This window comes from Sphingomonas sp. PvP056 (assembly GCF_040549155.1).
Taxonomy (GTDB): Bacteria; Pseudomonadota; Alphaproteobacteria; order Sphingomonadales; family Sphingomonadaceae; genus Sphingomonas.
This window is the reverse complement of the sequence record NZ_JBEPST010000003.1, coordinates 353,850-368,070: the sequence shown is the minus strand read 5'-3', so window position 1 is coordinate 368,070 and position 14,221 is coordinate 353,850. Positions and strand designations below refer to the sequence as shown.

At 61.8% G+C, this 14,221-nt stretch carries 9 protein-coding genes; 6 read left to right on the top strand and 3 right to left on the bottom strand.

All coding sequences use genetic code 11. The features are described from left to right. Positions 1-18: 18 nt before the first annotated feature. On the bottom strand, positions 19-831 hold the full coding sequence (locus tag ABIC17_RS09400; protein ID WP_354281224.1) for a hypothetical protein: 813 nt from the start codon (positions 829-831) through the stop codon (positions 19-21). A gap of 356 nt (positions 832-1,187) precedes the next feature. On the opposite strand from ABIC17_RS09400, the gene ABIC17_RS09395 reads away from it, so the two are divergent. Next, complete coding sequence (locus ABIC17_RS09395) at positions 1,188-1,910, top strand: RNA polymerase sigma factor (protein WP_354281222.1); 723 nt, start codon at positions 1,188-1,190, stop codon at positions 1,908-1,910. Positions 1,911-1,961: 51 nt separating this feature from the next. Here the strand turns inward: ABIC17_RS09395 and ABIC17_RS09390 are convergent, their stop codons facing one another. Continuing rightward, positions 1,962-2,336, bottom strand: a complete 375-nt coding sequence (locus tag ABIC17_RS09390; RefSeq protein WP_354281220.1) for a hypothetical protein — start codon at positions 2,334-2,336, stop codon at positions 1,962-1,964. A 128-nt stretch (positions 2,337-2,464) separates the two neighbouring features. Here ABIC17_RS09390 and ABIC17_RS09385 point away from each other — a divergent pair, with 128 nt between their 5' ends. From ABIC17_RS09385 to ABIC17_RS09365, 5 genes are all read left to right on the top strand, one after another. Then, positions 2,465-2,881 (top strand): hypothetical protein, encoded by a 417-nt coding sequence (locus ABIC17_RS09385; protein WP_354281218.1) that lies wholly within the window; start codon positions 2,465-2,467, stop codon positions 2,879-2,881. Between the two features lie 378 nt (positions 2,882-3,259). Continuing rightward, positions 3,260-4,021 carry an ImuA family protein gene (locus ABIC17_RS09380; RefSeq protein ID WP_354281667.1) on the top strand — a complete coding sequence of 254 codons (762 nt, stop codon included), beginning with the start codon at positions 3,260-3,262 and terminating at the stop codon, positions 4,019-4,021. After that, positions 3,936-5,726, top strand: a complete 1,791-nt coding sequence (locus tag ABIC17_RS09375) for a Y-family DNA polymerase (protein WP_354281216.1) — start codon at positions 3,936-3,938, stop codon at positions 5,724-5,726. Before ABIC17_RS09380 ends, ABIC17_RS09375 begins: the two co-directional genes overlap by 86 nt. Beyond that, a complete protein-coding gene (locus tag ABIC17_RS09370) occupies positions 5,723-8,986 on the top strand; it encodes an error-prone DNA polymerase (RefSeq protein ID WP_354281666.1) in 3,264 nt (1,087 codons plus the stop codon). The genes ABIC17_RS09375 and ABIC17_RS09370 overlap by 4 nt, the downstream gene beginning before the upstream one ends. A gap of 529 nt (positions 8,987-9,515) precedes the next feature. After that, complete coding sequence (locus ABIC17_RS09365; protein ID WP_354281214.1) at positions 9,516-10,061, top strand: PEPxxWA-CTERM sorting domain-containing protein; 546 nt, start codon at positions 9,516-9,518, stop codon at positions 10,059-10,061. Positions 10,062-10,118: 57 nt separating this feature from the next. Here the strand turns inward: ABIC17_RS09365 and ABIC17_RS09360 are convergent, their stop codons facing one another. Next, entirely contained in the window at positions 10,119-14,012 is a 3,894-nt protein-coding gene (locus ABIC17_RS09360; RefSeq protein ID WP_354281212.1) for a glycine-rich domain-containing protein, read from the bottom strand. Between the last annotated feature and the right edge of the window lie 209 nt (positions 14,013-14,221).

The window sequence follows — 14,221 nt, the reverse complement described above, 5'->3', positions numbered from 1 at the left end:
TGCTTTTGCCATCATGCCTTAGCTTACGGGTGCGAGCAGATTGAACCGGAGATCGTCTGCCAGATAGGCTTGCACACGAGTATCTGCCGGAACTCTACCGCTGGTCCCATGAATGAAAACCATTGGCCAGGAGACAAGCAAAGCACCCCCGATGGAAAGCAAGCCTTGTCCTCGACCCTGACGAGTCGAGCGCCCTGTTAAGCGCACAGGTCCGCTTGGTGTCTCTACGTAATTAATTCGGATATCGATCTCACCACGCTTTCCGAAATGACCATTGCGCTCCGAACGCATGACTTCACCGACAGCTATCGATCCAGCGGGAACAACGATTTGCCCGCGATGGATCAGGGGTTCTGCAACTTCGAGGTAGAAGCGATCACCCGGGTGATTAATTTTCGTATTAAGTTCGGATCGGGTGGCGAGCAGCAGTGGCGTGCCCATTGGGAAGGCAGCCATATGGCTGTTGGCGGAAGTCGGCGCTGTCCAGTGCACGTTATATTGTGCTCCCGCGACCGACGGCAGGCAGGAAGCCAGTGCAATACCCGCAGCTAAAACACGCTTCATTTTCGGTGCCCCCACATGACAATCGGGGGGACCGTATCCTGTTTTGCTGAAGAGGGGCTTACCGTCTGTGGTAAACGCCTCAATGCCGTCGGCTCTAGTCGGGTGTCGTAGATTATGGTTCGGTCCGGTGCCGTGGCGTATCACGCACCAGCTTTGTTTGCCGCGGTAGCAGGCTTGCTCTTGATTTTGTAGGTGGCTCGCCGATGGCGAACCGAGGATGCCCGAATGAAGCCTATCGTCGCCGCCACACCCGACCAGGTGCGCCAAACATTGCGGTCGCTCGCAGCCGAGCGCGGCATCAAGCTCCGCGAGCTGTCTCGCCTGCTATGTCGAGACGGAGGTTACCTGACGGGCTTCGTCTGGGGCCGGGGACCCGATCGGCTGCGATCAATCGAAGGGCAGCTGCTAGCGCAGTTCTTTCAGGCGGATCCGCGCCTGTTCGGGGAGCGAAAGGACTAGCAAAATTCCTATGTTGGCTCCGGCACTTACTCGATATCTGACTTGCAAGCGGCGTCCAGATTCGTAAAATCTATCCAGCCAATCCGTTCCCCCTCCCGGTGTTGGGGTTGGCTAGGGCCGCAGCCTCGGGCCCTCTCCCAGCTGCGGCCCGATACCGGCATCATATGGAACGCGGGCTGCCGGGGTCTTTCATCACGTTGGAAAACAGGTTCCTCATAAGGATATTGTCGTCAGTTGTTAAGTTGCTGGCAAGCTTGCCGGTTTATTTGGCCGTTTTTAGCATTGGCCAATCAACAATGTATCGAAAACCCTCGGGCATTAAAACAAATGCGCATGCCGGCTTTGCCGACGCTCTTAGCGACAATACACGCTCTCTCCAGTCTTACGCGCGACGCTTAGCGGGAAACGCCCCTGATGCGGATGATCTCGTTCAAGAAACCATATTGCGATGCTGGTCGGCGCGAGAGACTTTTCAGCCTGGGACGAACATTGGGGCGTGGAGCCGCGTCGTGATGAGGAACACGTTCTTATCGAGTCATCGGCGTGACCGCTTTCATGGCGATCTACCGGACGACGCGTTTGATCGCATAGAGGGCACCTCGGGCGGGCAGGATTTGGCACTTGAACTGCGGGATGTTGGATGGGCGCTCGAACAGCTTAGTCCCGACGAACGTGAAGCAGTAATGCTCGCAGTGCAGGGCCTCTCGGGTGCGGACGCTGCGTCGCAACTCGGAATTTTGCCAAGCACCTACAAAAGCCGTTTGGCAAGGGGGCGAGGACATCTGCGCGAACTCATCGACAACCCGGAAGCCCAACCCTACGCCCCGCCTTCAAAACTGCGGCACGCGCTTAAGACGCGCAATTGGCATGGTGTTGTAATTGGATAGCGCACCTAATCTGTAGGCGTCGACGTCGAAAAGATGCCAAGGTGTGCGCCACTAAGACGGCAGTGATTTTGCCTCGATCACGACGGTACGGATTGCGTGAAACAGGTTGCCTACCGCCGCTCTATAACCGTCCAAATCGGCCGAGATCGCAGTGGGACTCCATTTTGTTACGTGGGTATTAACAAGCAATCCAAGTGCCGAGACTTTCTGATCGAGGGATAGGCACACAACTGCTTGCGATGGTGCTTCGTTGCGCAGCCGCGAACATCGGCCCTCAAGTTGCACGAGGAAAACTTGCAGCGCCATTTTGCTTTTAAGACGAGACGACAGCAGCTCTCCTATGCTGGAGGGTGTCATGCGATCCATCGCACCTTGGACCACGTCTAAACTGGTCAACAGTTCATGGGCGGCCGTTTCAGTCCTCATTGCACGATCCTCGTACGAGAGCAGGGCTTATTGTGCTCTCAGTTAAGCCGATGACAACGAGTATGCCTCTAATCTAAACGCCGCGTTGATTTTGCAGAGTTTTCGTACGTTCAGAGGTAACCCCGAAAATGGCTCAGGCCGATCTAGAGACGTTCTCTTTTCACAACACCGATGGCCCAAAGGGGTGGCAGGGGTTCTCAGTCGAATGGCAGCGAGGTTTGATACGAGGCGAGGCTGAAGGCTTTTGGAGCCTCCCCATGACCGAGCAACATGTTGCGGCCTGGATCAAGTGCGTCAGACGCATTCATTCCGAAGGGCGGCCAGTACGGGTAATTGCAGACCTTCGCCGTGCGCAGACGCAGTCCCAAGAAGTGGCGAGTATGGTTCAGCGCCAGGTCGCAGGCCTTTATCGAGAGGGTGACCGTATTGCCGTCATTGTGGAGGCAAGCCTACTAAAAACGCAACTACGAAGGGTCCTGAACAGTGACCGGGCGATGTATTTTCCCGACGCCGACGAGGGTGAGCGCTGGGTTCTGAGCGACTAGTTGAATGGCGGGAGCCATTCCGCCGTGATTTTGAACGACAGCCCGAACCCAAAACCTATTGCAGGACGTCATGGAGGAGCTAAGTTGTCCCCAGCCCTGCTAAACCCTCCCTGGTTACGCATAGGCTAGGGCCGCAGCTTTCCTGCAACGTGCTGCGGCCCGATCACAACGGCTATCGTTCGATCAGCGCCTGCCGAGCAGCTACCGCCATCTCACGGAACGCAGACTGCCACGTTCCGCCCGCCTCGCTTCGTGGCGTTTGCCCCCTCGAGACGGCTCATACGGCCGCCCTACCATTTGCCGGCACGACGACAGATCGACTTGACCTTCGTGTTCCATTGGCGGAACATAAGGGGAACAATCGAGTCGTACCTCACAATGTCTACCGCCCCCAACCCCGAAGCGCTTAGCATAGCTCGCTTGCGAACTATCGCCATTCCGGCGACCGACTACCGTGTTCTGCCGTTTGGCATTGATGCCATCGATAACCGGTTGGGGGCAGGGGGACTTCGTGCGGGAGCGCTCCATGAGGCGACGGCAAACAGCGGAACGTTGGTTGACGATGCAGCAACTACATTGTTTCTCGCTGGTATTGCGGCACGTGAAGCTGCCAACACAGGCGGACCTGTGTTATGGGCGTCGTGCCGACATGACCTCTATGCTCCGGGGCTGGAGCAGGCGGGGTTGTCTTCGGCAAGTGTGCTCTATGCGCAACCGACAGACGATGCCGCGCTGCTCGCCGTAATTGAGGACGCGGTGCGCGACGGCACCCCAGCGGCGATCGTCGCTGAGGCGAGCAAAGTCTCGATGGTTGCAACGCGTCGTCTGCAGCTGGTCGCGGCTGAAGCCGACATGCCGGTACTACTACTGCGTCGTCGACGCGGCCGCGACCAGGATCCTTTCGCCGAACCTTCTGCCGCGTGGACGCGCTGGCGGATCGGTTCCGCGCCTTCGGCACGCCTAGAGGTCGCGGGTGTAGGAAAAGCGACATGGACGGTCGAATTGGCGCGGCAACGCGGTGGTGAAGGCTTTTCCCTAACTGTGGAGGGCAGCGATGAGACGGGTCGTCTCGCTGTTCCTGCCGAACTTAGCCATCGAGCGGCTGAGGCGGTTGGAACGGCCCGCTACGCGGCCGCCTGAGCGGCCCGCCCTGCAACTGCCGGTCGACGACCATCCGGGTGCCTGTTCGGTGCCGCGGGGCGGCGGTTGGCGGCCTGGCGCCCGCTGGGCACGGACCAGTGCGCAGTCGCGTGAAGATGTCGAGGCGCAGATCGCGTCGCTCCCCGTCCATGCGCAGCCGCCAATGCGGGAGCTTGGCAGGCGATCGGAAGCGGCGAGCCACCCGTACAAGGCGCAGGCGCAGGCGCCTGCGTTGCGGCTCGCCACGCCAGTTATGCCCCCGGTCCAGCATGCGCCACTCGCTCTCGTTGGTAAGGTCGGCCGGCGCGAAGAGGTTGTCGCTGCCTGCAGCGGTGCGCAGGCGCTCGGCATCCATCCCGGTATGGCCGCCACCCACGCCCGCGCGCTGGTGTCCGATCTCGACTTTCGTCTGTTTGAGCCGGAAGCCGATGCAGCACTCCTCGATCGCCTCGCTCTGCTGGCGGTACGGCGCTGGTCGCCGATCGCGGCTGTCACCCCGGCTGATGGCCTTTGGATTGATCTCGCCGGCTGCGATCACCTCCATGGCGGAGAAGAGCGGTTCTGCCGTCGTCTGCTCGCCTTTTGCCGTCGTGCAGGCTTCACCGCGCGCATCGCGGTCGCCGATACGCCGGGGGCCGCCCACGCGCTGGCCCGTTTCGGCAAAGCCGATCTTACTCGCGTCGAGCCGCACGGCACGGTCGAGGCGCTCAGCCCATTGCCGATCGCCGCGTTGCGCCTGACGCCCACGGCGTTGACCGCTGCGCGCAAATTTGGCTTCGAGCGGATCGCGGATCTCCTTCCGGTCGCGCGCGGCCCCCTCGCGCGCCGTCTCGGGCTGCCGGCCATCACACGCCTTGATCAAGCCTTGGGCGGTGTCGCAGAGCCTATCACCCCGCGAGAGGACATAGAGGTCCCGGCCGTCGAACGCCGACTACTGGAGCCCATCAGCACTGCTGAGGCGATCGAACAGGTCATGGGTGACCTCCTAGGCGATCTGGTCGTGCTGCTGCAGGCGAAAGGTGTTGGCGCACGTTCGCTCCGCCTGACGGGAATGCGTGTCGATGGCACCGAGCAAATCGTTGCGGTCGGCACATCCCGACCGACACGGGAGGTCTCTCACCTCCTGCGGCTGCTGAAGCTGCGGATCGAGCGCATCGATCCCGGCATGGGGCTTGAGCAGTTTCAAATGGTGGCGCCGCACACGGAGCCGCTCGACGCGGTTGATCTGGGCGCCGTCCTCGCAGGCGAGACGCTGGTGCGCGACCCGGCGCGCCTGGTCGACTTGATCGCCGGCAGGATCGGAATGCACTCGGTCTTCCGCATCGCTCCCGTCGAAAGTCATGTCCCGGAGCGCGCCGTGGTCAAGTCCGATCCCAACGAGCTGCCGGGAACATGGCCTGAGTGGAAGCGGCCGATCCGTCTCTTCGCCCATCCAGAGCCACTGCATCGCGTGATCGCCCTGATGCCTGACCAACCTCCGCGCCGCTTCGAGTGGCGCGGCACAACGTACAAGGTGGTTGGGGGCGACGGTCCTGAGCGCGTCCACGGTGAATGGTGGCGGCGCGACGCAGAAGTGTGGGCGGTCCGCGACTATTACCGCGTCGAGGACGAGACTGGCGGCCGCTACTGGGTCTTCCGTCGTGGCGACGGTTTCGAGGACGACACCGGCGACCTGTCCTGGTGGATGCACGGGGTCTTCGGATGACCCACTATGTCGAGCTCCAAGTGCTGACGCACTTCTCGCTGCTGCGCGGAGCGTCCAGTCCGGACGAGCTGTTTGCGGCAGCTGCCGTGCTTGGCTACCCGGCGATCGGCGTCAGCGACATCGGCACGGTCGCCGGCGTTGTGCGCGCATGGGAGGCGCAGAAAGCCACTGGCGTCCGCTCGATTGCGGGAACGCGCATCGATCTCTCGTGCGGCCGTCGCTTGCTGCTTTACCCAACGGATCGTCCGGCGTGGTCACGGATCACCCGATTGCTGACCGTCGGCAAGAAGCGGGCGGGGAAGGGCGGCTGCGTGATGCACTGGCACGACCTGGAGCCTTGGTCTGAAGGTGTCGTCGCAATTCTGCTTCCGCATGAGGCGGACGAAGAGAACCTCGCGGCGCTGAAGGACCTGAAGGCGATCTACGGGCGGCGCGGCTACATGGCGCTGTTCCAGAAACGACGGCCAGGCGACGCGGTCCGCATCGATGCGCTGGCGCGACAAGCTGGCGTAGCGGCAGTGCGGGCGGTCGTGACCGGCGACGTGCTCTACCATGCGCCTGAAGCACGGCTGCTGCAGGACGTGGTGACCGCGGTGCGCGAGAAATGCACCGTCGACGAGCTCGGCTATCGCCGTGAAGTGAACGCCGATCGCGCGCTGAAATCGCCCGACGAGATGGTCCGGCGCTTCCGCGCCTATCCCGATGCACTGCAGGCGAGCGTCGACATCGCGCGGATCTGCACCTTCAATCTTGGTGAGCTTCAGTATCAGTACCCACATGAGAAGCTGATCGACGGTTTGACGGCCCAGGAAGCGCTTCAGAGGTTAGCTACCGAAGCGGTCGAGCGAATGTTCGATGGCGACGTGCCGCAGGCCTATACCGACCAGATAACGCACGAAATGCGGCTGATTGGCGAGCTTGGCTACGCGCCGTACTTTCTGACCGTCTACGCGATTGTGCGGGAAGCGCGTCGGCGCGGGATCCTGTGTCAGGGGCGCGGATCGGCTGCCAACTCGTGCGTCTGTTTCGTGCTTGGCGTGACCTCGATCGACCCGATCAAACATGAGCTGCTATTCGAAAGGTTTGTGTCAGGGGAGCGCCGCGAGCCGCCCGACATCGACGTCGACTTTGAGCATGAGCGCCGCGAAGAGATCATTCAGTGGATCTACGAGACCTACGGTCGCAACCACTCGGCGCTGACGGCCGTCGTGACGCGCTACCGCGCGCGGGGAGCAGTGCGTGACGTCGGCAAGGTGCTTGGTCTGCCGGAGGATCTTACCTCCTCACTGGCGGGGCTTGTCTGGGGCTGGTCGGCCGACGGCGTAGGCGAGAAGCAAGTCGAGGAGCTCAACCTAGACATCGGCGATCGCCGGCTCCGCCTTACGCTTGAGCTTGCTCGAAAACTGATTGGTGTGCCGCGGCACATGTCCCAGCACCCGGGCGGGTTCGTCCTGACCCATGATCGTCTTGATGATCTGGTGCCGATCGAACCAGCCGCGATGGAAGACCGGCAGATCATTGAGTGGGATAAGGACGACATCGATGCGCTGAAGTTTATGAAGGTCGACGTCCTTGGCCTGGGCATGCTCGGTTGCATGAACCGCGCCTTCAACATGCTCGAGGCGGACAAGGGGCTGCGGGTCGGGCTGGCGGACCTGCAGGACGACGACCCGGACGTCTACGCCATGATCTCCAAGGCAGATACGCTCGGCACCTTCCAGATCGAGAGCCGCGCGCAGATGTCGATGCTGCCACGGATGAAACCGCGGCGCTTCTACGACCTCGTGATCCAGGTGGCGATCGTTCGGCCAGGACCAATCCAGGGCGATATGGTCCATCCGTATCTTCGCCGGCGCGAGGGACTCGAGAAGCCGGAATACCCCCGGCCAGAGCTACGCGCGGTGCTGGAGAAGACGCTTGGTGTTCCTCTATTCCAGGAACAGGCGATGAAAGTCGCCATCGTCGGTGCTGGCTTTACCGCGGCCGAGGCGGACCAGCTACGCCGCGCCATGGCGACGTTCAAGTTCACAGGCGGCGTCTCGCACTTCAGCGAGAAGCTGATCGAGGGCATGGTCGAACGCGGCTACCCGCGCGAGTTTGCCGAGCGTACGTTCCGCCAGCTCGAGGGCTTCGGGAGCTACGGCTTCCCCGAGAGCCACGCGGCTTCATTCGCCAAGATCTCCTACGCCTCCTCGTGGATGAAGCATCATCACCCGGACGTGTTCTGCGCTGCGCTGATGAACGCGCAGCCGATGGGTTTTTACGCGCCAGCGCAAATCGTGCGCGATGCGCGCGACCACGGCGTCGAGGTCCGGCCGCCATGCGTCAACGCGAGCCGTTGGGACTGCACGCTGGAGAAGACAGGCGGGCGCTACCTTGCCGTGCGGCTCGGCCTACGCCAAATCCGCGGCCTGTCGAACGCTGATGGCGCAAAGATCGTTGGCGCGCGTACGATCACAGCCTTTGAGAGCGTCGAGGACGTCTGGCGGCGGTCTGGCGTACAGCGCGCCGCGATCGAAAAGCTGGCTGACGGCGATGCCTTCCACGGCTTCAGCGTCGATCGCCGCCAAGGCCTTTGGAAGGTGAGGGGGCTCGGCGAGGCTCCGCTACCGCTTTTCGCGGCAGCTGATCGATCGGCCGAAACCTTCAGCGCGGAAGGCCTCGAGCCAGACGTCGCACTGCGGCCGCTGACCGACGGCCGAGAGGTGATCGAGGATTACCGGGCGCTGCAGCTCTCGCTTCGCGCGCATCCGCTGATGTTCGTGCGCGACGAGTTGACGCGGCGCGGCGTTACCAAATGCGCTGACCTCGCCAACATCCGGGACGGCCGATACGTCGAGGTCGCCGGCATCGTCCTCGTCCGCCAGAAGCCCGGTTCCGCCAAGGGCGTGCTGTTCATAACGATCGAGGACGAAACGGGCATCGCCAATGGGATCCTGTGGCCCGATCGTTTTGAGGCACAACGCCGAACGATTATGTCAGCGTCGATGGTGGGCATGAAGGGGCAGGTCCAGAAGGAAGGCGAGATCATCCATGTGATTTGCAGCCGGATCGTCGACCATGGCGACCTGCTCCACCGCGTTGGTGACATGTCGTTTCCGCACCGGACCGGGCGTGGCGATGCCGCGCAACATCCGGGCTCGCCCGATCGTGGCGACAAGGGATGGAATCCAGAGCCACGCAACCAATACTGGCCGCCCCACGCCGACGGTATGGATCCGGAGGAGGTCGTGCGGTTCAAGTCGCATGACTTCCATTGATCCGTGTCACAGCTTCCACGTCACCAGCGTGTTGTCATTTCGCTGGCCATCCACATCCTGCGCAACGGGGTCACACGTTGCGCAGATTCCAGGGTTGATGGAGTAGAGGTGCGTCTCGCGCTTCGCTGTCTATTGCCGCACTGCCCGGAACGTTGGCCGCTCGAACTCTACTGGGATGCAGCGAAACAGGAAAATGAGATCGGTCGGGCACAAGGGGTGACTGCGGCCTTCAACGGGATCGTCCGACAACTACGAAGGGCAGGCCGGTATGAAGATGTATCGCCAAACTAATTACTATGGCGACAACTAGGCGGTGTGGACAAATTTAAGCCAGTGTCCGGCGGTGGCGAGGTGGACCATACCGAGGAATCTGCTGGCCAGTTGGTGGTAGCGGGTCGCGATCGCGCGGTTGGAGCGAACCGGCGTAACCCACTGGCGTAATTAACAGAATTTTCACCATTTGCGATTCGCCCTCTCGACTCGGAATGCTCTCCCGCGCAGCTTCTCGCGCGAAGACAGGGAGAAGAATATGCGTATCAACTTGCCTGCGGCTATCGCCGCGGTCGTATTGTCATGTGGGGTCTCAGCACCTGCCCATGCGACACAGAGTTTCTCGTTCTCGTACGGCAAGCCGCTTACGCTGACCCTGAACGCCGATTACTGGTCTTCCGATTTTACCGCGTCACAAAACTACGACGGACCCACAGATTTCTCCGATGCCGAATACTCGATGTCGATGTCGTATTTGAGCACGAGACTGAGCAAGTACGTGGAGTCCTATTCGTATCGGCATACAGTGCCGTTTTTCGACCCAAAGTCCGAAACGTTATACGGCGTAGGCGAGGGTGATACGGTCCCCTTCCTCGTGACTTTCACCTCGTTGACGCCGGGAAAGGCGTTCGATCTCATCGACGTTAATGCGTACCTGGTGCGCCATGGCAGTCCGCAGTTTCTCGACTTCGCAGTCGTCCCGTCTGTGCCAGAACCCTCGACATGGCTGATGATGATCGCTGGTTTTGGCATGGTGGGAGGGGCGGCCCGCGCTAGATACCGGCAGGCTGTCATTCGAGCATAACAGCTCACCCAGTCAATGCAGTGAGGGGCGACGTTATGCCGCCCCTTACGGTGCCCGTCATGGCTGGTAGCGAAAAACGATCAGTCCATCGCCACCCTTACCAACGCGACCGGTTGTCACGGTGGTTCCATCGACAACGCCCACTCCACCACCGCCGCCGCCGTATTTGCCGCCGCACGAGACGTCCTTTGCGACGATCATTCCAGTAGGGACGATGCCAGGCCCAGATCCGCCGCCGCCGCCGCCGACGCCAGCCGTCTCTCCGGAGAAGTAATCAGTCCAGACGGAGAGCATTTCCATGCTTCCGTTGCCACCGAGCTTCACAAGATAGTTGTCGCTCTTAGTGTCCCACATGCTTCCGCCGCCACCCCCGCCGACGCCGTCAGTAGGCGGCCCGGAACTGAACCTGCCGGAGGTGCCTTGCCCCTTGCCAAAGCGGTTATTCTCACCGCTGTTTTCGACGATCGAAGTGTCGGTTCCGGTTTCCGCGCCACCGCCGCCGCCAGAGTTGCCGGTGTTCGCGTTGAACCCGTTTCCGCCTTTACCGTATGGTCCGCCAGCGCCGCCGCCGCCACTGCACCAATTGTACAATGCCGCTGTGAATCCGCCGTTGCCACCTGCGTTGGTCACACGACCGACGTTACTTGCGCCGCCGAGGGCCGCGGCTGACGATGAGCCATCGTTCTTGCCGTTACGTCCCGCTGCCGCCTTCGCAATGGTTGCAGACTTGAAGTAGGTATCGGTTTGAGAACCGCCGAAGCCAATCTGGATTGGCACGACATCGTTCGCCGCAAGCGCAAGGATGGAGGCCCGATCCTCGAGCGCATACCCGCCGCCGCCGCCGCCCCCGCGGTTGTAGCTGTCGTTCGACAACAGACCATCCCCGCCAGCGCCGACGAGCTCGACCGAGTATGGGTTCCCGGGCTTGAAGTCCGACGGCACCTTAAAGTTGGTTGCACCGGCCTTGATCTGGACGGTTTTGACGAGCTTCAGGATCGGGATTGGATCACTCAGATACGGCGTGACGATGCCATTTGCGTCGGTCGTTACCTGGCGTCGAACAAGTTTCGAACCGGCGATCGCTTGCGCCGGTGTGGGCGTGTACGTGTCGGCGCTCGATACGGCCACGCCGTCGACCAGCCAGTGATTGACCACCGTGGCGTTCAGAAAGGTCAGGTCGACCGCAGTCTGCGCGGTGCTGTCGTATCCTGCGCTGGTGATGACCGGCTTCGTCGCCTGCCCGGGCACGGGGTACGCCACGTACTTTCCGGCCTGGCCGTCGAGCATGGCCTGCCACCGTCGGCTGTACTCCGGTGCGGACCATGGCGACACGCGGATATGATAGTTGTGGTTCTTGTTCGGGACCGGGGTGCCCATCTCCCAGTTGAAGTCGACTGCGATATCGAGGTTGGGAATGCGGCGCCGCACCTCCGACACGTGGTAGGATTGGGCGTAATATTTCTCGTACGAGTTCGTGTAGTTGAGCAGCATCTTGTACATCAGCTGGTTATGGCTCTGGATGCCATAGGCCACGCTGATTGCTGCCGGGATCGTAGTGGGGGTTCCAGATGAGGCGATGGTGATGGTCCAGTTGTCACCGTTCGTGGCGACGGCCTTGACCAGCATATTGCCGCCGAAGCCGGTGACGTTCGACCGGTTGCTATAGATGTAATCGCCGGCCACGGGCCTGCCGCCGACGTTCGCGGCATCGGTGCTGTCGACGGTGAGGACGAAGTCGGTCCCGCTGATGGCCATGGTGCTGACGACGAAGTTTTCACGGTAGATCACGTCGAGGCCGGTCGCGCCGCCCTCATAGGCGCTGAAGTTCAGGGGAATGCCGCGGTCATTGACGCGCGCGCCAAATTCGGTCGCCCATTCGACGGCATGGTCGATCGCCAATTCCTGCCCGCGCAGGGCAGGGTACAGGAGACCTTGGCCGGCAGCCTCCACGATCTTGCCCGCGGCCAGGTCGGCAGCGAGCGTCGTCGAGGTGTGCGGCACCATCGTGTAATAGCACTTCTGCGTCGTGAAATCGGTGAAATACTGGAGCATCGCGTACGACTTGCGGGTGATCCACTGGCCCTGACACGTTCCATCTTTCCAAGCGTCGGTGCTGTCGCCGAGCTGGCTGTACTCGTACAGCGCCGGCATGCCCGTGTCCGTGTAATCCTTCATCCCCAGGGTATCGAACAGGAGTGAGCATTCGCCTGCGGCGGGATTGACCTGCTGCATACCCGCGGTCGCGCGGACCAAGCGGGACGGGTTCGCCGCGAAGACGTCCTTCGCGATGGTGTATGCGCGTTTGCAGAGCCAGGCGTAGCCATGCTTGAAGGCGTACTTGTCAGCAGCCGTCCGGCGAAGGTCGGTGCCCGTGTCAGACGGGTAGAGAAGGCCGATCGCTCGGCAGACCTGCCAGCCGTGCGAATAGTAAGTCCCGAAATTCCAGATCTCGTTGCCCAGCTCGAGCCAGAACCGCAGGCCCGGCTTGAGATTGTCCCGGGCGAACTCGCAAAGGCCGCGGATATAATCAGGCGACGCCATCAGCGAAACGCAGACGTGCGCGTCTGTGCCCGCCTTGTTGCAGAGCAGGATGTGGTCTTCGACCGACCAGCCGTCGCGGTTGACGGGGAAGGTGCCGCCGGTCAGCGACGTCGCCGCGAACGTTTGTGGAACGCGCGGGATGATGAAGGTCTTGCTTCCAAGGTTGCCGACGTTCGTGCTGAGCACGTAGGTGCCCACGCCCCCGGTGCCCGTGCCGAATGCACTGACGGTCGTGTTCGCGGGGACGCCTGCGGAGGTCGGGATGGTGTCGCCAACCTTGATGCCGCTGCCGCGAGTGACGTTCATCGTCACCCCGTTGAGTGAGGCGGCCACATCCCATTTGGCCCGCAACAGCCAGTTGGCCGTGGGGTGGTTCTGGTAAAAGTTGGCGACGTCCGCCTCGCTCGTGGCGGTCGAGGGCGGCGTAATCGTGATGATGACGCGGCCGGGGTACGTCCCGGACCACGTCACATCGCCGGAGCCGCTCGGCGCTTTGATCGCAATGCTGAAATTGTTGCCGCGGGCGCCATAGGCATGCGCCATGGCCCGGCTGCCCATGCCGTTGACCAGCACCTCGCCATCACCGCCCCACGCGCCGTCGCCGGCATAGTCCGGCTCGCTGAACGTGATACCGCCGAGCGAAAGGACGGGCGGCTCCCAAAAGTCCGTCGCGCCGAGGGAGCCCGCAGGGGTGCGATCGGCCCACGTGATCGGCTCCGCGCTGTACATGAACGTCGTGCCGTTCGCGCGCGAGTAATCCAGGTTGCGCAAGCTGCTCAGCTTCGACACGTCGGCAACGAAGCTTGGCAGCCAGAACTCGTCGGTAAGCGGCACGCCGGCGTCGTCGCATTCCGTCACGAGAAGGTTCATGACCTTGCCGTTGCCGCTCGCGCTGTTGAAGGCCACGACGATCTGCGCAACCTCCTCCGGATAGTCGGGATTGGGCGTCCACATAACGGTGTACCAGCCGTCGGCGAGCTTCGTCAGCTGGTCGATCTTCGCCGGATGCCCGCCGGTCTCCTGACGCGGAATCACCTCGGCAACACGTTCGTCACCAGTCTGTGTCCACTTGATGCACAGTTTGCGCGCGTCTTTACCGGGACGGATCATGATCTTCCGGTAGTTTTCTCCAGCAGCCATGCTGATGAGGTTGCCGCGCGCGTCCATCGCACGTGCCCCATCGACAGCGCTGTAGCTGCTACCCTTCAGGAAGCCGGACACGCCGACCGCAAGGTTCGTGTGCTGGCGCGAAAGCTGGTAATACTTCTGCGGTGAGATGTTCATGCCGATGCGCGCGACTTTGCTCATCGGTTCGCGCGGAGCGATGCGCGCTAGAAGCTTCGGGATCGCCTCAGAAAACAGGTCGCCCGTAGGCGTGTTCGCGCCCGCGCCAAAATCAATGACATCCATTCGGGTTCTCCGTGGTGAGGTTCAGAGGTGCGTTTTTTTCCTGCGCAGGCGCGAGCGTTCCGACGCAGTTTGAGAAGCGCCGTTCTCAATGAGCAGTTGCTCAAAGGACGTTGCCGGTTAAATCGTGTGGTTAATGTCGGCACCAAAGGGGGGCCGAACTGGGCGGATGCCCAATTGCCGACGGAGTTGCATGACTATGCCGAGTGTCT